Origin of the sequence: Nostoc sp. TCL240-02, from assembly GCF_013343235.1 — a bacterium.
In the GTDB taxonomy this organism is placed as follows: Bacteria; Cyanobacteriota; Cyanobacteriia; order Cyanobacteriales; family Nostocaceae; genus Nostoc.
This window is the reverse complement of record NZ_CP040094.1, coordinates 3846680-3868892: the sequence shown is the minus strand read 5'-3', so window position 1 is coordinate 3868892 and position 22213 is coordinate 3846680. Positions and strand designations below refer to the sequence as shown.

Below are 22213 nucleotides of genomic sequence, written 5' to 3'. Positions count from 1 at the left end.
TATGTCTCTATAAGGGTTCTGGATAACGCATGATTTAATTTCTGGAGAAATCGTAAAAAAGCGAGAAGCAGGGAGAAGATTTTCTCCTCTGCCTCTCTACCCTTATTTCCTCTTAATAGGGCCACTTCCAGTCACGAATTTCCGGCATATCGTCGCCGTACTTCTCAATGTAGTGCTTGTGTTCGATCAGCTTATCTTGCATCTGCTGTTTCACATAAGCTGCCCTAGATCCGAGTTTAGGTACGCGATCAATTACATCAATTACCAAATGGAAGCGATCTAAATCGTTAAGCACAACCATATCAAAGGGAGTGGTGGTAGTTCCCTCTTCCTTGTAGCCACGCACATGGATGTTTTTATGATTAGTGTGGCGATAGGTTAGGCGATGAATCAGCCAGGGATAACCATGAAAGGCAAAGATAACGGGTTTGTCGGTGGTGAAAAGTGTGTCAAAATCTTTTTCACTCAAACCGTGGGGATGTTCGGTTTTTGGCTGTAGTGTCATCAAATCGACTACGTTCACTACCCGCACTTTTAAATCTGCGAAATGCTGACGCAGGATATCTACAGCCGCCAAGGTTTCTAAGGTGGGAACATCTCCAGCACAAGCTAGCACTACATCTGGATCACTGCCTTCGTCGCTGCTTGCCCATTCCCAAATGCCGATGCCTTTGGTGCAGTGCTTAATGGCTGCATCTATGTTGAGATATTGCAATGCTGGCTGTTTTCCAGCAATGATGACGTTGACATAGTTGCGGCTTTTTAGACAATGGTCAGTTACCGATAGCAGAGTGTTGGCATCAGGGGGCAAATACACGCGGACGATCTCAGCTTTTTTGTTAAGTACATGGTCGATAAAACCGGGATCTTGGTGAGAGAAGCCGTTATGGTCTTGTCGCCAAACGTGAGAGGTGAGTAAGTAATTGAGGGAAGCAATCGGTCTACGCCAGGGAATATGTTTGGTGGTTTTCAACCATTTGGCGTGTTGGTTGAACATAGAATCAATGATGTGGATGAATGCCTCGTAACAAGTGAAAAATCCGTGACGACCAGTGAGGAGGTAGCCTTCTAACCATCCTTGGCAAGAAGTTTCACTGAGAACTTCCATCACCCGACCATCGGTGGAAAGATGGTCATCTTCAGGGTAAATCTCGGCTGTCGAAACTCTGTCAGTAACTTCCAATACAGGATCTAGACGATTCGATGCTAATTCGTCGGGGGCGAAGATGCGGAAATTGCTACTTTCTTGGTTAAGCCGCATGATATCCCGCAGAAATTTCCCGGTCACTTTGGTAGCTTCTGCGATCGCTTTCCCTGGTTCAGAGACATCTACAGCATAGTCTTGAAAATCGGGCATTTTCAGGTCATGCAGCAAAATACCGCCGTTAGCGTGGGGATTGTCACCCATACGCCGATGCTTTTTGGGGGCTAGTTCTGCTAATTCGGGAATCAGTTTACCGTTAGCGTCGAAGAGTTCTTCTGGTTTGTAACTCTTCATCCAATCTTCTAGGAGTCTCAGGTGGTCTGGCTGTTTGGCGATGTTACCAAAGGGAACTTGATGCGATCGCCAATAACCCTCGGTTTTTTTGCCATCTACTTCCTTGGGCCCTGTCCAACCTTTAGGGGTTCGCATGACAATCATCGGCCACTGGGGACGTTTGGTGAAACCATGTACGCGGGCTTCCCTTTGGATACTTTGAATTTCTGCGATCGCTGTTTCTAGAGTCGCCGCCATCTGCTGGTGAACATCTGCGGGATCTTCACCTTCTACAAAGTATGGTTTGTAGCCGTAGCCTACAAATAAACTCTCCAACTCATCATGGCTAATCCGTGCCAATGTCGTTGGGTTAGCAATTTTATACCCATTCAGGTGCAGAATTGGCAGTACAGCACCATCACGTACTGGGTTAAGAAACTTGTTGGAATGCCAGCTAGTTGCTAAAGCGCCTGTTTCGGCTTCACCGTCACCCACAACAGCAGCAACAATTAAGTCAGGGTTATCAAAGGCAGCACCATAAGCGTGGACGAGGGCATAACCTAGTTCCCCGCCTTCGTGAATCGAACCAGGAGTTTCTGGTGCAACGTGACTAGGAATACCACCGGGGAAAGAGAACTGTTTAAAGAGTTTCTTTATTCCCTCAGCATCTTGGGAGATGTTGTGGTAATATTCGGTGTAAGTGCCTTCTAGGTAAGTGTTGGCTACCAGTCCAGGTCCTCCATGACCGGGCCCAGCAATATAAATTGTGTTTAGGTCATATTTCTTAATGAGTCGATTCAGGTGAACATAGATAAAGTTCAGCCCTGGCGTTGTTCCCCAATGCCCTAAGAGTCTGGGTTTGACGTGTTCCAGCTTTAGGGGTTCTCTGAGTAGCGGATTGTCGAGTAGATATATTTGCCCAACTGAAAGATAGTTAGCTGCACGCCAGTAGGCGTTTATCTTACGTAATTCTTCATCTGTTAAAGGCTTTGTTTGTGGAGTCGTTGCTAATGTCATTATCGACACTCCATTCCAAAAAGGATTTTGATGGGCTCATCAGTAAGCAATTATACTTTTTTTCAAGATTATGACCATCTACCCATGATAAATTTTTCAGCCTTTGTGACTAAATTCCTTGGCTTTGGGCACAGGATGGAAAGCGATGTCTACGAAAGGCTATGCCTACTAGTCATCAAATTCATTTTGGCGGTTAGAGAGACGCGATAAATCGCCGTCTCTACAGGGAACTTACCCATCAATTATTTATTGACAGACTACTACTCTACTGCATTTTATTCAGCTTGATTTATTAATGGATAAACCAAACTACTCTGTCTTCAAATTTATAAATGATCAATTAATAATTATTTGCTCAAAATATATCTAAATTGAAATATTACCCGCTTGAAAAATCTGTAGTTACGACTTTTGGTAAAGCTTGAGTCACGTCGCTTTGCTCCGAATTAAAAATTAATAATCTCTATTCAATTAATGACCTAATTATTAATTTCCAATAACCCAGGCGGTGGCGTAATTTCAATACGATTAGATTTCAAGTCTACGACTGGTGCGATCGCTTCCACAAATGGAATCAAAACAGTCTTTTGCTTTTTGTCAGTCGCAAAGGATTCATGGAACTTTACTTCTAACAAATCATTGCCGGCGGGGATGATGTCTACCACCGTACCAACGAGTTCGCCAGATGCTTGCATAAAGACTTCCACGCCAATCAAATCGAGGACATGATATTCATCTTCGGCTAATTGGGGGCGATCGCTCACTGGCACCATTAGTTTACAACCACGCAACGCCTCTGCCTGATCGCAAGTTTTCACCCCAGCTAATTTGATTACATACAAGTTTTTGTTACTGATATAACGTCCTGTTAATAATTCGATTGGTTGTGGTTCTGTGCCATCTAAACGCAACAACCAACGTTTTCCCGGCACTTCAAATCTTTCGGGAAAGTCAGATACAGGATAAACCTTCAATTCTCCAGACAATCCTTGAGGGGAAACAATCTTACCAATTTCTAACCAGTTATCGAGATTAGGGACTAGGGATTGGGTATTGGGAACTACGGGCTGGGGATTAGGGGCTGGAGATTGGACATTTTGAATTTTTGAATTTCCTCCTACTCTCTTGCCCCTGTGCCCCTGTGCCCCTCTGCCTCCGATCTCTTTATTAGCTTCTTCGTGTTTCATTTCCATTTTTCCTACTAGTACAACGCGGCGGAAATAAACCACCCATTCCAAATCAATGAAATGCTTATACTGGATTCATTTTTAATTTTTAATTTTTAATTTTTAATTCCGCCTTGCGGTACTAGGCAGTCACCGCTGCACCTTTATAAGCTTCTTCAGTCACTTTTGCTAAACGTTGCATAGCAATGGCGATCTCTTCATCTGTACCTGTGAGGCTGATGCGGAAACATTGATGCTTGTGCGCCCACTCTTCCTCTAAACCAGGGAAGAAGCTACTTCCTGGGACAATAATCACACCTACTTGCTTAACTAGCTGGTAAAATTCCCAGTCTCTCATGGGTAAATCCTGTAACCACAACCAAGCAAAAATTGCCCCTTCACCGCGATGGAGGAACCAAGGTAAATCCTTGGGCATCGCTTGTTCTAAGCTGGTTTCTAAAACGGTAAACTTATTTTGGTAAAACGGACGGATGACAGTGTGAGAAATTTCTACTAAAGCACCAGAATTGATTGCAAAAGCTGCGATCGCTTGGCCGTAACGTGAAGAATGGAGACCAATATTTGCCTGGAAACACTCTAGTACCTCAATCCACTTTTCATCCCCAATGGCAATACCAACCCTTTCTCCTGGTAATCCCGCTTTCGATAAACTCATACAGTGTAATATATTATCGCCAAACACTGGTGTCATTTCGGTAAAGTTCAATGCTGGGAAGGGAGGCGCATAAGCCGAGTCAATTAACACGGGTAAATTGTAAGGCGCAGCCAGGGCAGCAATCTTTTTCACCTCATCCTCAGTGAGGACATTACCAGTGGGATTACAAGGGCGAGAGAAGAGGATACAACCCGTATTTTCTGAAATCGACAGTTGGCTGAAGTCGGGGCGATATTTAAATCGGTGGGCGGCTTCATCAATATCGAGAGTCGGTTTGTAGGCAGTTAAAGCTTTTGAAACTAAGGAGAGGCCGCCGTAACCTGTGTAGTCAGGGCTGAGGGGCAAAACGATTTGTTTTAACTCGCCGCTAGAGGTGTAGCCACCGAAGCTATTCACAGCGTAGAAGTAGAGGGTTTGACTACCAGGGGTGATGAGGATATTGCGATCACTTAAGTTTAACCCGTAGCGTTTGTTAAAGTCGTTAGCGATCGCTTGAATTAACGGTGTATAGCCTTGACTTGAACCGTAACGACAAACTACCTCACCATATTCTGGACTAGCCAAAAGCTGTGCAGTACAATCCCGCCATAACTGCTCCACTTCTGGCAAAATCAACGGATTACCAGCACTCAAATTAATAAATTGCTGCCCTGCACCCCCTCTTAATGTCTCGATAATATCCTTCATGATTGCTCTTACGCCAGTCAGGTTGGACATTTGAGCGCCAATTTGAGTTAGGGCAGGGTTCATAAGCTGTGACAAGATAATGTATTAATCGAGAGGTGGACAAATTATTTGGGGGTTGCTGCTGACATCTAGTTTACATCGTTGCCAAAACAGCTGTCGCCGCCTTAACCAATCTAGCGAGAGAATGATATTTTAACAAAGTCAGGACTTACACAAAAAATAGCCTAAACTTTTATTTTCCGATAGGGTAATTCATGTAGACACAAAGCGGCTACACTACTAGTTCTCCAACGGAGTACCCGCAGGGTATTGCCTTACCGCGTGTAGTTTTGCGTAAGTCCTAAAAGTGAAAGAATTCGCGTCTTGAACCACGATGGAGAACGTCAAATAACTATTAACTATATATAGGAGGAGCTGAGGTTGCAAGTTAAAGCAGCAGTGGCTTACAGCGCAGGTAAGCCGTTAACGATTGAAACCGTTCAACTATCAGGGCCACAAGCTGGCGAAGTGTTAGTTGAGGTAAAAGCCAGTGGGATTTGCCATACCGACGCTTTTACCCTATCTGGTGACGATCCCGAAGGTTTATTTCCGGCTATTTTGGGGCATGAAGGCGCTGGTGTGGTGGTAGAAGTAGGCACTGGTGTCACCAGTCTCAAACCAGGGGATCATGTGATTCCCCTATATACTCCCGAATGCCGCCAGTGCGAATATTGTCTAAGCTTCAAAACTAATCTTTGTCAAGCCATTCGCTTAACTCAAGGACGCGGTGTGATGCCCGATGGTACTAGTCGTTTTAGTATCGATGGGCAGATGATTCATCATTATATGGGTACATCCACTTTTGCTAACTATACGGTGCTGCCGGAAATCGCTCTGGCAAAAATTCGAGAAGATGCCCCATTTGAAAAGGTTTGTTACATTGGCTGTGGTGTTACTACTGGTATTGGCGCAGTTATCAATACTGCCAAAGTGGAACCAGGAGCAAATGTAGTGGTTTTTGGCTTGGGTGGTATTGGCTTAAATGTCATCCAGGGGGCGCGGATGGTAGGGGCGAATATGATTGTTGGGGTAGATATTAATCCCAGCAAACGCGCCTTGGCAGAAAAGTTTGGGATGACGCACTTTGTCAATCCCCAAGAAGTAGAGGGTGATTTAGTTCCGTATCTGGTTGACTTAACAAAAGGCGGTGCTGATTACAGTTTTGAATGTATCGGTAATGTCAAAATTATGCGTCAAGCATTAGAATGCTGCCATAAAGGTTGGGGTGTCAGTGTGATTATTGGTGTTGCTGGTGCTGGACAGGAAATCAGTACTCGTCCTTTTCAATTAGTAACTGGGCGCGTTTGGAAAGGTTCAGCATTTGGAGGTGCGAGAGGGCGTACAGATGTACCGAAAATTGTTGATTGGTATATGCAAGGCAAAATAAATATTGATGATTTAATTACCCATGTGATGCCGATTGAACAAATTAATGATGCTTTTGAATTGATGCACAAAGGTGAATCAATTCGGAGTGTGGTTACTTTTTAGCTGTTAGATTCAAAGCTTTTTCTCAACATAAAATTAACAGTAGGGAAGTATATCTGTCAGTTGTGTCAACTTAAGCTAAAACACAAGATAAAATCTCGTGTTTTAGCCTTCCTTGCCCTCAATTTTTAGAAACTTCTGGACTGCGAATAATGATATGTCCCTTATCACTTTCTTGAATAGCTAAAACTGACGGTAGCTCATTAGGCTTTGCATTTAGGGGCAATGCTCGAAACAAATAAATCCAGCCTCCACGTTCTAGGAGTAAACGCCAGACTCTCGGCTCTTTTGGATTGCTGATATCATTATCTTCCCTACCTCGTAAGTCATCAAATAGACCGCGATCGCCAATAATGCGATAACCTTTCAAAGACGGATCGGTAAATATATCATCAAGCTTACGTCCTACAGCAAACTTTTCTTCAGGTGTAATTAAAGCTACAACAGGTAAAGTGGAGTTTTGACCAGCGTCTCGTCGTGCATCTGCAATGCCTTGCCAACGAGCTAACCAAAATATCACTATTAATACCCAGGATACTATTACTATCTCATTGACTAGCGATCGCAGAAATTCAACTGAGCGCAATTGCCCAAAACTAAATTCAGCTAGAGATTTAAGCTGTATAGCTGTCCATGAGCGTTTGTGTTGAGTTGCAGAGATGATGCGATTCAGTAGTAATTTGTTTACAGAGACTACCGTATCACTGATGGTTTTAATTAACCATAACGTTGCTTGAATTGCGATCGCAGCTATAAAAAAGGCGATCGCAGTTTTGCAGATTGTCCAGCCATCTCCGAGAAATATTTGCAGGGGAACTATCAAAAAAGACTGTGCAGGTAAGTCGAGGGTATTGAGTTCTAGTTGAAAAAAGTAGAAATATGACCAACGGTAAATCCACCCTGCAAAGAAAAGCGCCGCACCCAGCAAGCCAAGTACACTGGTAAATTTACTTAAAATATTGGTTTCTTGGTTGGAGGTTTGGGTCATAGGGGAGATGGGGGATATAAGGGAAAAAATATACTGTGACCTCTCTCCAAACCTCTCTCCTAAAAGGAGTTATCATGGGTAGGTTTTTAAAATTGTTTCTCTTCAATTAATTACTATGATTATCTTTCAAAGAAATCATAATTAGACAGAAGTTCTCTATGTAAACAAGAGGACTTTATCTTCTTTTGTTTTCAAAATGAGAATTGCTGAGTTACGCCACAACAATTTGACAAACTCAAAAAGCAGCATAGACTATCTGTGGCTGAACAACGCTATGCACTGTCTCACGATAAACCTCCTCGCAAGTATTACCTTTATTGTTTAGCAGACATACTAGACCTGTACTACACTGTTTCTACTTTGAACTAAATTTTTGAAGCATATATTGAGCTAAAAGTTTATTTTATGATTCAAATCACAAGAGCTACCCTTAACTTTTTGGATAATTTATTAGTTTTAATTATATTATCTTTACAGATGACTTTTAAAAAAGCGTATCAAAAAGTACATTTCTTTAGTCAATAATAAGATATGCATGTATCGATCACAGAGCGATCGCAAAACTTTTAGGTCTACTGACTGTATAAACTATTGCTGGACGTTATTTGATAAGATTATTGAGCAATATTCAACATTTGTGTCAATCATGACAGTTCAAACTATCAGTCTCTTCGGAACCGTAAGCTATACCAATAATCGTAACACTGCGTATACGAACGATTACAGCAGCATATGGGCCATCAAAAATGCCGTCTTCAAATTGCAAACCGGGGATCCAAATAATGTTTATAATACCGCTACCAACACTGATCCCAACTCATTTGGTGGAACCAGCCTGAGTAATCTGGCTAACTTTGATCCAAAGAAAAAAACTATCTTCTTAACTCATGGATGGGGTAGTACTCCTAATCTTGCATTTTATAATGCCGCTTCAAAGCAACATTTAGAGGATCAGTTACAAGCTCTTAATCCAGGAGCAAATATAATTGATGTTGATTGGAGATTAGTTGCTGGTTATTGGGATAGCAGTAACGCTACATACGGCAAATACAGCCAAGGACCATTGAATTATAGTAACACAGCAGCGCGGGTAGGGGATGTAGCCCAAGCTTTAGCAAACGCAATGCAACAGTTAGGCATTGATCCAAATAATACTGAAATTGTTGGACATAGCTTGGGAGCTCATGTTGCAGGATTGGCAGGACTAGACTATAAGAATGCCACAGGAAAATTGATTCAAGAGGTTGTTGGACTTGATCCAGCAGGCCCTAATTTTTCTCTTAATAATGGGCTAAATCCTCAGGATGCCCAAAGAGTTGTAGCCATTCATTCTAGCAGTGCTATCTTAGGTCCTCTATCAGCAGTTGATACGAAGTCCCTCGGTTATGTTGTCAGAGAGCCTTCTACAAATGAAGGTAATTTAGATATATTTCTTCAGACAGGTGGTTCTATTTATGGTAGTGGATACACCGGGACTTACTCCGATCATTCTCTAGCAATTACTGCTTATGAGAACTTAGTTAGTGGGTCAGTATATCAAGGACTGGATATTACTACTCATTACGTGAATTACGATAGCTACGGGATCCCCACGCAGCGGCCCCTAGTGCCCTCTAATAGTACTAATTTTTTCAGTTTGACCCAGTTAGACAACTTGAATATTACAGGTCAGTACACTATAAACCTTGACAGTAGTAACACGGCTAGAACATTCAATCCCCTAATAGTTCCCGGCTGGCTTGGTGGCTTTGATACAACTCAAACATTTTTTACCATCGATGCCTTTCAACATGGCCTCGACGATCTTGTCCAAATTTGGAATAATAATGGTACTGCTATTGCTAGCGTCAGGAAAAATGATGGGAATGGGAAATTTGGAGCTTATTCGGGTGAAACCCAGTCTAATATAGGGGGTTTTGCTGGAGTTAAAAAATTCCTAGCTATGGATGCAAATAACGATAAGAAAACCGATATTGTCGAACTTTGGAATAATGGTACCGCACAAGCAGCTGTTTACCAAAATAATGGGGATGGTACATTTACTGCGTTAAAGAACACCTCATTAGGATTCGCTTTTAATAATCAGGATCAGTTCCTAAGTGTAGACAACAGTATTGTTAAAATCCATGATAACGGGAACGGCACTGTATCTGCTAATACTTGGTCGTTGAATGATTCTCTTCATCCGGGTGCTTTAACCAATTATTTGGGCGGATCTGGTGGAGGCCGGCAATATGTCCCTTTAGATGCAAATGCAGATGGGAAAACGGATATTCTTGAAATAGGCGGTAATAACTGGACTAGTGTTTGGGCAAACAATGGCGATGGTACATTTGGCTACCTGAACGGCGGCTGGTCGCTGGGAGGTGGCCAACCAAATAGCCATTATGTGGCGTTAGATATTAATAGAGATGGTAAAACGGATCTTGTTCAAACCTATGACAGAGGAGACGGGAATGCCGCAGCTACTGTTTGGTTAAATAATGGCAACGGGACATTTAACCAGGGGAGCAACACTAGCTGGTTGGGAGGCTTGACGGGCTTCAATAGCCAATATTTAGCCCTCAATCAACTAGGGGTGCCAGATATACTTCAAGTCTATGGCAGTGGAGGCTCAGTACACGCAACTATTTGGGCCTAAGAAGGTTCTCTTAGTGCGATCGCCGCTCTTGTAGTGGCGTGTCTAGACTAAAATAGTGCGTTAGATTAGAAAAAATTAACCGCCGATAAACGCAGATGAACGCGGATAAAATTAATCTCTATTGCAACATTTTAGCCTAGACAGTCCAGTAGGAGATGAAATGAGCCTACTGTCCCATAAAGGTTTCAGCAATAGCGATCAAAATGGATAAAGTCGAGTTTAGAGGTTGTTTGAAAAGTCCTCTTCTGAGCTATTTAGATAGACGAGTCATTTCAAACAATTGCTGGGCATTACTTCCTAAAAAAGCATCGAAAAGTATCTGCTTTCCAGGCTCGACTTCGACTAGATAACGCTGGGCAATTTCATAATAAGCGTAAGTCCAAGGGATCTGAATTTCTGCACCACTGTTATCATCTAGCACTGTCACCATTTCTGTTACAGCTTGAGTTGCAGTTTGCCGCAAACCACAGGCAACATTTCCCTCTATCTCTGCTTTCATTGGTACACCCAGATGAGCCAAACCACTAGCGGTAGTATCAATATCTGGATATTTTGGAGTATTCTGTCCGTTGACGTAGCCTGTAAAATGGTTGACACCATATCCGTGCAGCAACACCCAAGCTCCATACTGAGTAACCTGATTGACCTCTTCGACAACAGAACGCCTGGGAGGTAGCCAAGGACGGGTAAAGACTTGCTGAAGTTGTTTGGCAATGGTTTCAATCTCCGCGTCTTTTTTGAGAAGAGTAACGGGTGAGGCTAGTTGGTGTGGGATTGCAGATACTGTTTTAGAGATGAGTTGAGCAATATTAGCAGACAGTTCATCAACAATCAACTCGCTGATAAAGAGTTTGGGTAAGTTAAATTCCTCTTGCTGTGGATGGCGATAATGACGGGCATATAGATGAGTTTGAGCAAAATTATATTCTCCAGCCGCCACGTAACCCAAAGCGTCTGCAAATTGTGCGAGATAGTCAATTCCCAAATTAACTTGACCTTGCGGACTATCTACTAATAAACGCAAAGACCGAAAGGCGATGTGGTCGTTGGCAACAATTCCACCCGCAGTAGTTATCATTTGCTGGTAAGTACGGGCATGATTTACTCTGGCGCTGTATTCTTGCCAAAGTAATTTCCATAAATTTAAGGCTATTTCGGGTTTCATAAGTATTGGGGATTGGGGATTGGGGATTGGGGATTGGGGATTGGGAATTGGGAATCGATAAGAGATAGGGGGACAAGGAAGAAGGGGGAGATAGGGGAGAGACTTGTTAAATAATTCTCCCCTTATCCTCCCTGTCCCCCTCATCTCCCCCTGTCCCCCTGCTCCCTTGCTTCTTCCCTAGTCCCCTATTCCCTATTATTTTTTAAGAACTTAAAATCTCACTAATAATCTGAAGGGCTATTTGAATTTGGTCGCTGTCGATAACTAGAGGGGGACAGAAACGAATTGCCGCTTTACCGCAACCTAGTAATAATAAACCGCGTAAAAAAGCTTCTTGGATAATGCGATCGCGCAATTCACGATCTAGATTACCTTGTTTATCCAATAAATCCACCGCAACCATCAAACCTTTACCTCGTGGCGGCGATACTCTGGGAAATCTTTGATGCAACTTGGTAAGGCTAGCTTGTAAGAATTCTCCCATTTGGGTAGCGTTTGCCATCAAACCACTTTCTAACAATCGCAGTGTGGCAATACCAGCAGCACAAGCAACGGGATTACCGCCAAATGTGGTAGCGTGAGAACCTGGAGGCCAAGTCATTAGCTCTGGTCTGGCAAGTATCGCACCTAATGGCAGACCACTGGCGATACCTTTGGCAGTGGTAATGATATCAGGCATCACGCCCCAATGCTCGATCGCAAATAAACGACCAGTCCGCCCCATTCCCGCTTGCACTTCATCCACTACCATCAGAATACCGTGGCGATCGCAAATATCCCGAATCCGTTGTAAAAAACCATCCTCTGGTACGATATAACCACCTTCTCCCTGAATCGGTTCAACTACGATCGCGGCTACTTCTTGCGGTGGTAAAATTGTCCCAAATAGCTGTTTTTCCAGGTAATCTAAGCTGGCGTGAGTGCCGTAAGGGATATGAGTTACACCAGGAACTAAAGGGCCAAAATTTGCTCGTTGTACTGCTTTGGAACCCGTGAGAGACATTGCCCCATAAGTGCGTCCGTGAAATGCGCCTAAGAAAGCTACAATTAGCGATCGCTTGGTGTAATATCTAGCTAGTTTAATCGCTCCTTCGTTTGACTCTGCCCCGGAATTGGTAAAAAATACTTTTGCGGGGAATGCACTGTTAATCTGTGGTTGAGGAAACGAAGCGCGAATCGCTAGTTGTTCCGCCAGTTCCACCATCGGTTCATAATAAAAATCCGTCCCTGACATGTGCAGCAGACGCGCCGACTGTTCCTGAATTGCTTTGACGACTTCCGGGTGGGCGTGTCCGGTGGCGGTAACGGCAATACCTGCGGTCATATCCAGAAATACATTGCCATCCACATCTTCAATCATACAGCCCTGACCGCGAGATACAACTAATGGGTAATCGCGGGTGTAAGAAGGGGAAGTTACCGCGCGATCGCGTTGTACAATTGCTTGAGCGCGAGGCCCAGGTAAGGAAGTTATTAAATGCGGTGTCCGAGGTAAATTTAAGTTAATAGGGATACTTAACATTATTTTTTCTATTGTTTTAAAGATTACTGATGATTAAACGCTAAAGTTTAATTGCTGACAGTAGCATTTGATTCCATTAGTGAAGAAATTACGCATTTAACGAAAAAGCTTCATAGTAAAGATTTTTGTATTTCCTAAGACTTTGCCCGTTTTTATAACACAACTTTTGCGATCGCGTTATATTACATTTTTTGAAGCAAGCATAAAATTAGATGTCAGGGTGCAAGCTACATGAAAGTGTATTAAATTCACAGGAGAATTGCTATATGCAAAAATTAATACAAGTCTCTGAGATAATTAACCAATGACTTGGGCATCTGGACAAAAGTTACACCGCGATCGGTATGAAATTAAACAACAGTTAGGACAGGGAAACTTTGCTATTACTTATCTTGCTAAGGATCGGGATGTCAAGGATGTTGTAATCAAAACATTGAATTCCAATTTGCTTAATCAATTAAGTAACGAAGACCGCGATCGCTTAAAATCAGGTTTTGCTGATGAATCGCGCAAATTAGCAATATGTAAACATCCGAATATTGTCCAAGTCATTGATACCTTCGAGTCAGGTGATTTAAAATGCATGGTCATGGAGTATATTCAAGGAGATAATTTAGCCAAGATTGTCCAACCGCGAGGATTTCTACCAGCAAAAGAGGCTTTAGATTACATCCAACAGATTGGAAAAGCACTCATAGTAGTGCATGAACAAGGATTTTTACATCGAGATGTGAAACCAGAAAATATCATTCTGCGGTCAGGTTCGCATGAGGTTGTTTTGATAAACTTCGACTTAGCACGAAGATTTGTTGATAACCCAGTGTCAAGTCGTGGTAACTTGGTTGACAAATTTACACCAATTGAACTTTATTCCAACTCTCCTAGACAACAGGCGCGACGTAAGCCTTGGACTGATATTTATTCTCTTGCGGCAACTTTATATTTTTTATTAACAGGAAAACTGCCAGAAAGTGCTATTGAGCGTCAAGATAATAATAAGCGTTTAATTCCACCTCAAGAATTGAATAATCAGATTAGCGATCGCGTCAATGATGCCATTATCCACGCAATGAAATTAGAATCAGACAAGCGTCCCAAAACAGTAGAAGACTGGTTAAAGGAATTGGGTTGGAGAAGAAGATTTACTTTTCCTAGTTTGGGAAATAAACGTTTACAGTTACTGCTAGCAGCAATCCTGGCAGCTGGCGCACTTGCAACTAAGATAGAACCTTTGATTTCAGCACTTAATAATGGTGTTCAATTGATTGATAGATTTTTCTCAAGTCCATCAACACCGACCAATCCCTCAACACAACAAACGCCATCATCGCCCACTCAACCACAAAATAGGTAATAACGACCAGCTACACCTATGTAATAGTTAGATCGGCAGCCGCATTAGTAGCTTTTGCGACTCCAATAGTTGGTTTTCAAGTCACATTAGCTGCTTTTGCGACTTCAATAGTTGGTTTTCAAGTCACATTAGCTGCTTTTGCGACTCCAATAGTTAGTTTTCAAGTCGCATTAGTAGCTTTTGTGACTCCAATAGTTGGTTTTCAAGTCGCATTAGTAGCTTTTGCGACTCCAATAGTTAGTTCAGCAGTAGCCAGAAAACTTCAACTTTACTCTTTGCGCCTCTGCGTGATATTCAGCAACGCTAACCACGATAACTCACAAAAAGCGTGTCACAATCAACATTAGCCATTAATAAATCTGGGCGTATGTTCTGGCAAGACGGACAGCTAATATATAACGGCAAATATAAAATAGAAAAATACTTGGGTGGTGGCGGTTTTGCAGTTACCTACCAAGCGATGCATACCAAGCTAAACCGCCGAGTCGTCATCAAAACCCCCAACATCAGCGTTCAACGTGACCCAAACTATCTTAAGTATGTTAAACGCTTCAAAAAAGAAGCCGAGATGCTGGCAATGTGTTGTCAAGATTCACATCCTCATATTGTGCAAGTATTCGACTTTTTTGAAGAAGATGGTTACTACTGTTTAGAAATGCAATACATAGCAGGCCAGAGTTTGTGGGAGTATGTGCAAGGCCAAGGAGCATTACCCGAAACTGAAGCTGTAAAATACATCTGCCAAATAGGTTTAGCCTTAGTAGAGGTACATAAAAAAAGAGTTTTTCATCTCGATGTCACTCCTCCCAATATTATGCTCAACTTTGATCCAGGGATTCCTAACTCTGGCAAAGCGGTATTAATAGACTTTGGTATTGCCGGTGATATGTCTCCACCAAGCACCCTGTCTAGGTCTTTTGGTAACAAGGCATTTGCGCCTTACGAGTTAATACACAAAGGAATTCGTCACCCAACAGTTGATGTATACTGTTTAGCGGGATCGTTGTACTATGCCATTACTGGACAACGCCCTACCAATTCCTTTAACCGCAAGTATGGACAAGAGAAATTAGTACCACCAAAGCAACTTGTTCCCACTCTTAGCAATGCGGTAAATCAAGCGATTCTGCAAGGAATAGCATTAGAGGCAAAAGACCGACCCCAGACAATGCAAGAATGGTTAAATTTACTTTCCTCTTCGCAACCAGAAAGTAATTTAACAAAAATGATATTAGCTCCAATGCAAAAGTGGTTGAATTTAGTCCCGTCCTCACAAGCAGAGAGTAATTTAACAAAAATAATATTACCTTCAGATGTGGGGTTAGATTACCAAAACCTAGAGAATTTACTCAAAAAAGGGAAATGGAAAGCAGCAGACGAGGAAACCACTAGAGTCATGTTCAAAGTAGCCAAAAGAGAACAGCAAGGCTGGCTTGATTATAAATCCATTGAAAATTTTCCCTGCACAGACTTACGCACAATTGACCAATTGTGGGTAAAATACAGCAATGGTCATTTTGGCTTTAGCGTACAAAAACGCATTTGGCTAGAATGCGGTGGCAAAGTAGATTATGAAACGGAGTGTCACTTGGGCAATCGCATGGGCTGGCTCAAAGCGAGTCGCTGGCTATCCAAAGATGAATACAACTATTCCCGATATGCCCTCCAAGGGCATCTCCCGGCTTTTTCTAGGGGTACTTTCATTGACGGTTATCGAGTCAGTGGCTATCCACACACATTAGTACATCTTCTCTCGCGTCCAGACTTGTAAATTGTAATCTATAAAGGTTTTCGAGATTTGTAAAACTTTGTGAACAAGATATATTCCACGAAGCCTTGCGGGTTCTTGCTTTTCGTTAGCTGGCATTGTTTAAATAGGCAAGGCACTAAGGCGCACGCTTGGCAAACACAAAAAGCCGAAATCAATATTTCAACATTAGATAATATATAAATCAATACCCAGTTTTTCAACCTTGTAAACACAGGGCTAATAATGACTACTAAGGAACAAATTAATCAAGAACTAGAAAAATTACCTGAACCCTTATTACAGGAAATTTTAGACTTTGTACAATTTTTGCAAGTCAAACATGAAAAAAATAGTATATCTTCAGATACCCAACCTGATCAAACGCTTATAACAGAGCATACCTTAACAGGTTTTACTGCTGAAGATTTATTAGAATTTGTCGGTAGTTGGGAAGGTTCAGATATCAGAGAATGCCTGCAACTAGTTCATGACAGTCGCATACCTCTAGAATTTTAATTATGTATCTCTTAGATACTAATCACTGTTCCTTTTTGATAGAAGGTGTACCTGGCGTTATAAATCACTTGCGATCGCTTGGTCAGGTACAATTTAGCAACTAGTGTTATTGTTGCGGGTGAGTTGCACTTTATGGCACAAAACTCACATCAAAAAGCTGCTAATTTAATAAAAATTAATGCATTTCTCAAACGAATTAACCTATACGGGATCGACAAAGAAACAACAGAAATCTACGGTGATTTTAAATCAGAAATTATCAAACAATTCGGCCCAAAAGAAAAAAATAAACGTAAAACAACCAAACTAAATACCATAGGCATTAGTGAAAATGACCTCTGGATAGCTGCTACAGTTTTACGTCATTCATTGACTCTTGTTTCATCTGATAGCGACTTTGAGCGAATGCGACAAGTAAGAAAAATTTCTTGGGAAAGTTGGGTGTAAATTAAACAGGGTAAAAAAACAGCTAATTTACACCTACTCAATTAATTCAAAAACTTCTCCACGCATCTAACAAATATTTCCACACCCATTCCCAAGGCGGTTTCGTCAAAATCAAACCGGGGATGATGATGAGGATACGCCAAATCTTTCTCTGGATTCGCAGAACCTAAAAAGAAATAGCAACCAGGAACCTCTTGCAAGAAAAATGACATATCTTCAGCAGCCATAGTTTGGCATTCTGGCACAATACCCAACGGCGTTTCTACCACTTCTTCTGCTACAGTTCGCACCAATTCTGCAATCTTAATATCATTAATTACTGGTGGATAAAGTGACCAATATTCTAAGTCATAACTCGCACCATGACTTTTACAAATTCCAGCAATAATCTGCTCGACACGCTGGTTAAAAAAGCCTTTCAAACTAGGATTAAAATACCTGACAGTAGCACTCATTCTCGCTGTATCAGCAATCACATTCCGCTTGGTTCCAGCATGAAGTTCGCCTACTGTCACCACTGCTGAATCAATGGGATTCACATTCCGAGCGACAATAGTTTGCAGAGCATTTACAATTTGGGCAGCAACTACCACAGAATCCACAGTTTGATGAGGTAGTGCGCCGTGTCCACCTTTGCCCAAAATTGTGCAGTTAAAGCACTCTACAGCAGCCATCAACGCCCCAGCCCGCACACCCACTGTTCCCAAGGGTAAATTATTCCACAAGTGCAAACCAATAATTGCGTCAACATCAGGATTTTTCAGAACTCCAGCTTCAATCATCGGCTTTGCACCTCCCGGTGATTCTTCTGCTGGCTGAAAGATAATTTTCACCGTACCGGAGAAGTCTTGACGATGCTGCTGGAGATAGTAAGCTGTACCTAATGCGATCGCAGTATGTCCATCATGTCCACAAGCGTGCATCACTCCATTATGCTGCGATTTGTAGGGCACTTCGTTAAGTTCTTGAATTGGCAAAGCATCCATATCTGCCCGAATCGCTAAAACTTTCTCTGCACCTTGTTTGTTACCTTTAATGATGGCAACAATACCAGTGTGAGCAATGCCAGTTTGATGTTCAATTCCCCACTCTTGCAGCTTTTGTGATACAAACTCAGCAGTTAGTTTTTCTTGAAAACCCAACTCTGGTTGTTGATGCAATCGCCGCCGCCACTCTACTAATTGCGGTTGCAATGAGCGAATTGCCAGGCGGATGCGAGATAGATCAACAGAAGAGGAATTGGGAAAGGTAGAAACCATTATGAAGACAAGCTAGTTTAAGTACAGCTAACTTAGTCTATCGTAGGAAATGGCGAAGAATCATCATCAGAATCTTCTTAACCAGTTACCAGGTAAAATCAATTCTGCAACCAACCAGCCATCACAGCAACTATCAAAAATAAACCCATCGCAAAACGGTAGAAAACAAAAATCAAGGTGCTGTGTTTTTCTAGGTAGCGCAGAAGTCCCCAAATTGCGGCAAAAGCGGAAATGCTAGCGGAGATTAAGCCTACCAACAAAGTTAACCAACCGGCTGTACTCAGTCCTGCTTTTGTAAGAGTATGGAGTTCCACAGCACCTGCCAAAATCACGGCTGGTAAGCCCAACAAAAAAGAAAATCGGGCTGATGTCTCCCGTTCCATGCCCAAAAATAACCCAGCAGTAAGGGTGGAACCAGAGCGAGAAACGCCAGGGATCAAAGCAAAAGCTTGAGCAACTCCTACCCAAATGCCATCCCAGAGGTTGAGGTTGTCAAAGGTGCGATCGCGTCCTCCGCGTTTTTCGGCGATCGCTAGCAATCCTGACATAATAATTGAAGCTACACCAATAACTACTAACCCTCGCATCGGTGAGTTACAAGCGTTCAGAATTGGTTTGAGTAGCACACCAGCCACAGCAATGGGAAAGGTTCCAATCAATAAGCCCAACATCAGTTGCAAAGAACTAGATTGATAGTCTTGTCCGCTAATTGCCCTAACCGTCTCTCCGGTTAATTTTTTTAAGTCCTGCCAAAAATAAACTAAAACAGCAGTCAAGCTAGCTAACTGCATTGCTGCTGAAAAAGCGGATCCCGGATCTTTCAGTCCCAGTAGAGTTGGTACTATCCGCAAATGAGCAGTACTGCTAATTGGTAGTAATTCTGTAATTCCCTGAACGATGCCTAAAATAATCACGTCAATCCAGCTAAGGTTAGCAAAGTCTAGATTCACTTCACTACCATTGCCACAGACTGCACTCGCCACCACAAAAGAAAGCATCATATCAGGCGTAAATAATTTACTTTTAATCAAACACCGACAAAGTAACTTATGTTAGTGACGCTTCTGTGACTAAGACATGGCACTTGGATGACATCTATAGCAAGGGACTGGGGACTGGGGACTGGGGACTGGGGACTGGGGACTGGGTGAAAAATCTTTTTGTGTCTAAGTTTCATCATCTGTTGATGTCCTAACCACCTTAGCTGTTGCTATAAATACAAATAAAAAATATCGTGTGTTCAGGTAGCGTACCGTTAGGCAATAAATACTATTTGGTTATTTAAAAACATCTTTAACTAGTCATATTTCGCACATCCGAAACCTGCTAATGAAGTGTTTTTTTAGCCGCAAAAATTAAATAAGGCAGGATTTACCTGCCTTGTGTGTCACCAAAGTTAGGTTAGCTTCACTTCTCTTACCATTGCACGTCTTATTGACAAAGCTATTACCAAGTTATGTCAGAACTGTGACTGCATCATTTGTAAAAAGTGATTGGACATTCGCTACTTTTTCCCCAATGCCCCTCATCAGTGCTGAGTGCTGAGTGAAGAGTGAGAAGGGATAGACCAATTCCCAATTCAAAGCATCAATGTTTCCCAATCTAAATCTGACACTACTTGAGCAAGTTTATCTAAATCAGTCAGATTATCTAAATAGGGTAAGCAGCCTAAAACAGGCATGTTAGTGAGTGATTGAATCAATTGCTGTGGTGTCCAGTCGGCTATTTCTGCATCAGTTCGAGGTTGTATGCAGTTCAAAACAATGCCTTTGAGATTAACGCGCAATTGCCTAGCTAATGCGACGTTTGCCACTGCTTGAGCGATCGCACCCAATCTAACTGGTACTACTAATACTGTTGGTAAACGCCATTCGCCGGCTAAATCAGCTACTGTTAACTCCTCAGTTACAGGCGAACCTAAACCTCCTAAAGCTTCTACAAGCACAAAATCACGTTGCGATCGCAACTTAGACAAAGCTTGCCACACAAGAGCTAAATCGACTTGGCGATTTTCTCGTGCGGCGGCGATGGGAGGGGCTAAAGGTGCTTCAAAGTATAACGGTGTAATTTCTTCTAAAGATTGTTCTAGCGCAAATAGCTTTTGATACCACTCGCGATCGCCAATTCCCGATTGAATCGGTTTCATGATTCCCCAGCTACGCTGCGGGTAATATTTTTGCCAATAGGCTGCTAAGGCTGTTGTTAAAACAGTTTTACCAGCTTCGGTATCAGTTCCAGTAATCAGTAGTGTGTTTAACATTAATTTCTTTGGCCAGAAAATGGTTGTGTTTCATTAACTGGCGGCAAGGTTGGCGTTTCACCAGTGGTCGGAGGTGGAATCGGTATCTCTGTGGGAATTGGGAAGGGTGTTTCTGTAGGAATTGGGAGGGGTGTCTCTGTAGGAATGGGGATCGGTGTCTCTGTGGGAATTGGGAAGGGTGTTTCTGTGGGAATTGGGAGGGGTGTCTCTGTAGGAATGGGGATCGGTGTCTCTGTGGGAATTGGTTTGACTGATTTTTCTAATGAAACATTGAGATTGTAATTGCTTTCGGCAACTCCCGAAGCCAGTGTTAACTCAATAGTATATCTACCAGTAACTAGCAATATGCCTTCATAAGCTGTTATTGGCTGGATATTTTGAGCAAGTGGTTGTTCATTGGGACTTAAAACTGTGAGCAATACGCTGCTTGTTGGGTCAATCAACGCAGTTAACTTGTCACCTTTTTGCCCAAAAAAAGTATACCGGATGATTTGATTTGTTTTGAGAGTATCTGTAACTGTGGCTGTGTTATTTGCTCCCAGATTGAGCCGCCTAGAAATAGGTTGCTCAGTGGTAGGTGTGGGTGTTGCTGTGAAGGTAGTACCACCAGAAATAACTGGTGAAGGGAAATTTTGTGGAAGCGTTTCAGTTGGTGATGGTTTCGACTGACTGCGGATGGAACTGACCAATGCCCAAGAACCAAATCCGGCGACAAAAACTACAGTAATGGCAATTGCCGCGATCGCTAACGGATTATCCAAGACTGAACTAGTGGAACTTGGTGGAATCAGAGGATCGGGTTGTTTCTTCGGCAAAGCTGGTGGTGGTGCTGAGTCAGGACGGCGGCTAACAGCCATTGTCTGCAAATTAGACGCATTCAGGGGAGGAAGACTAACTTGTTCTAAAGGTTGTAGTGCTTGAGATACACTAGCAGCACTCTGATAGCGATCGCTCGGTATATGATTCAACATTCGATTCAAAACTTGAGCAAATCGCGGACTCACCTTTACCCATCGCTGCCAATTCCAAGTTAGTTGGTTTTCATCAAATAAATCCCTCGGTTCCTTACCAGTCAGCAAAACAATCGCGCTTACCGCTAAAGCATACAAGTCACTGCTAGGGTAAGCTCCCCCTGTTTGCATTTGTTCACTCGGAGAGTAGCCTAATTTTCCCACAGTGGTTTCGGGCATGGCGCTCTCTGGCGATCGCAAACGTGTTGCTAGTTCCTTTACCACCCCAAAGTCAATTAACACAGGTTTAGCGTCACTATCTCGCAAAATAATGTTTTCTGGCGAGATATCTCGGTGAATGATCCCTCGACTGTGAATATGCTCTAAAACAGGCAACAACGACTGTATTAGCTGCAAGACCTCAGCCTCTGTGAAGGTTTTACCAATAGCTTGACGTTCAGCCAGCATCGCTCGGTAGGTTTGACCTGCAACATAGTCCTCCACCAAAAATAAGCGTTGGTCTTGCTCAAATCTTTCCCGAAATTTGGGGACTTGTGGGTGTTCAATTTGATATAAAATGGCAGCCTCTCGGTGAAAAAGCTCCTTTGCCTTTTCCCAAGCCACAGCCTCCGTTGCTGTTGAAATCAATTCCTTGATCGCACAAAGTTCGTTAAATCGCCTCTGATCTTCTGCCAGATAGGTTCTACCAAATCCTCCTTGTCCGAGAATTTGAATTATGCGATAACGGTTTTGCAAGACAGTGCCAACTGTAATGGGTGGTTGCATGAGCGATTGATTGAGTGTAGGAGCA

General features: G+C 42.6%; 16 protein-coding genes. 6 read left to right on the top strand and 10 right to left on the bottom strand.

What is annotated here, in order from left to right; translation table 11 throughout:
* Window positions 1-112: 112 nt before the first annotated feature.
* From FBB35_RS16550 to FBB35_RS16540, 3 genes are all read right to left on the bottom strand, one after another.
* A complete protein-coding gene (locus FBB35_RS16550; protein WP_174710565.1) occupies window positions 113-2494 on the bottom strand; it encodes a phosphoketolase in 2382 nt (793 codons plus the stop codon).
* A 479-nt stretch (window positions 2495-2973) separates the two neighbouring features.
* Entirely contained in the window at window positions 2974-3681 is a 708-nt protein-coding gene (gene rimM, locus FBB35_RS16545) for a ribosome maturation factor RimM (protein WP_174710564.1), read from the bottom strand.
* A gap of 121 nt (window positions 3682-3802) precedes the next feature.
* On the bottom strand, window positions 3803-5086 hold the full coding sequence (locus tag FBB35_RS16540; protein WP_174710563.1) for a valine--pyruvate transaminase: 1284 nt from the start codon (window positions 5084-5086) through the stop codon (window positions 3803-3805).
* Between the two features lie 357 nt (window positions 5087-5443).
* On the opposite strand from FBB35_RS16540, the gene FBB35_RS16535 reads away from it, so the two are divergent.
* Window positions 5444-6553 (top strand): S-(hydroxymethyl)glutathione dehydrogenase/class III alcohol dehydrogenase, encoded by a 1110-nt coding sequence (locus FBB35_RS16535; RefSeq protein WP_174710562.1) that lies wholly within the window; start codon window positions 5444-5446, stop codon window positions 6551-6553.
* Between the two features lie 118 nt (window positions 6554-6671).
* Here the strand turns inward: FBB35_RS16535 and FBB35_RS16530 are convergent, their stop codons facing one another.
* Entirely contained in the window at window positions 6672-7538 is an 867-nt protein-coding gene (locus tag FBB35_RS16530) for a hypothetical protein (RefSeq protein ID WP_174710561.1), read from the bottom strand.
* Between the two features lie 646 nt (window positions 7539-8184).
* On the opposite strand from FBB35_RS16530, the gene FBB35_RS16525 reads away from it, so the two are divergent.
* Entirely contained in the window at window positions 8185-10179 is a 1995-nt protein-coding gene (locus FBB35_RS16525; RefSeq protein WP_174710560.1) for an FG-GAP-like repeat-containing protein, read from the top strand.
* A gap of 250 nt (window positions 10180-10429) precedes the next feature.
* On the opposite strand, the gene FBB35_RS16520 is transcribed toward FBB35_RS16525, so the two are convergent.
* Together FBB35_RS16520 and FBB35_RS16515 are read right to left on the bottom strand one after the other, a co-directional pair.
* Window positions 10430-11344 (bottom strand): DUF1338 domain-containing protein, encoded by a 915-nt coding sequence (locus FBB35_RS16520; protein WP_174710559.1) that lies wholly within the window; start codon window positions 11342-11344, stop codon window positions 10430-10432.
* A 202-nt stretch (window positions 11345-11546) separates the two neighbouring features.
* Entirely contained in the window at window positions 11547-12866 is a 1320-nt protein-coding gene (locus tag FBB35_RS16515; RefSeq protein ID WP_174710558.1) for an acetyl ornithine aminotransferase family protein, read from the bottom strand.
* Between the two features lie 304 nt (window positions 12867-13170).
* On the opposite strand from FBB35_RS16515, the gene FBB35_RS16510 reads away from it, so the two are divergent.
* The 4 genes from FBB35_RS16510 to FBB35_RS16495 all read left to right on the top strand — a co-directional run bounded on the left by FBB35_RS16510 (window position 13171) and on the right by FBB35_RS16495 (window position 16933).
* Window positions 13171-14220 (top strand): serine/threonine-protein kinase, encoded by a 1050-nt coding sequence (locus FBB35_RS16510; protein ID WP_174710557.1) that lies wholly within the window; start codon window positions 13171-13173, stop codon window positions 14218-14220.
* A gap of 328 nt (window positions 14221-14548) precedes the next feature.
* Window positions 14549-15991: a serine/threonine-protein kinase gene (locus tag FBB35_RS16505; protein WP_217481719.1), complete on the top strand. Its 1443-nt coding sequence runs from the start codon at window positions 14549-14551 to the stop codon at window positions 15989-15991.
* Window positions 15992-16213: 222 nt separating this feature from the next.
* Window positions 16214-16486 carry a DUF2281 domain-containing protein gene (locus tag FBB35_RS16500; protein WP_174710556.1) on the top strand — a complete coding sequence of 91 codons (273 nt, stop codon included), beginning with the start codon at window positions 16214-16216 and terminating at the stop codon, window positions 16484-16486.
* Between the two features lie 132 nt (window positions 16487-16618).
* Window positions 16619-16933: a PIN domain-containing protein gene (locus FBB35_RS16495; RefSeq protein ID WP_368041838.1), complete on the top strand. Its 315-nt coding sequence runs from the start codon at window positions 16619-16621 to the stop codon at window positions 16931-16933.
* A 41-nt stretch (window positions 16934-16974) separates the two neighbouring features.
* On the opposite strand, the gene FBB35_RS16490 is transcribed toward FBB35_RS16495, so the two are convergent.
* The 4 genes from FBB35_RS16490 to FBB35_RS16475 all read right to left on the bottom strand — a co-directional run bounded on the left by FBB35_RS16490 (window position 16975) and on the right by FBB35_RS16475 (window position 22188).
* Window positions 16975-18192, bottom strand: a complete 1218-nt coding sequence (locus FBB35_RS16490; RefSeq protein ID WP_174710555.1) for a M20 family metallopeptidase — start codon at window positions 18190-18192, stop codon at window positions 16975-16977.
* A 98-nt stretch (window positions 18193-18290) separates the two neighbouring features.
* Window positions 18291-19193, bottom strand: coding sequence for an undecaprenyl-diphosphate phosphatase (locus tag FBB35_RS16485; protein WP_174710554.1), 903 nt, complete (start codon window positions 19191-19193; stop codon window positions 18291-18293).
* 578 nt (window positions 19194-19771) lie between these two features.
* Window positions 19772-20452 carry a dethiobiotin synthase gene (gene bioD, locus FBB35_RS16480; RefSeq protein WP_174710553.1) on the bottom strand — a complete coding sequence of 227 codons (681 nt, stop codon included), beginning with the start codon at window positions 20450-20452 and terminating at the stop codon, window positions 19772-19774.
* Window positions 20452-22188 (bottom strand): serine/threonine-protein kinase, encoded by a 1737-nt coding sequence (locus FBB35_RS16475; protein WP_174710552.1) that lies wholly within the window; start codon window positions 22186-22188, stop codon window positions 20452-20454. Before FBB35_RS16475 ends, bioD begins: the two co-directional genes overlap by 1 nt.
* Between the last annotated feature and the right edge of the window lie 25 nt (window positions 22189-22213).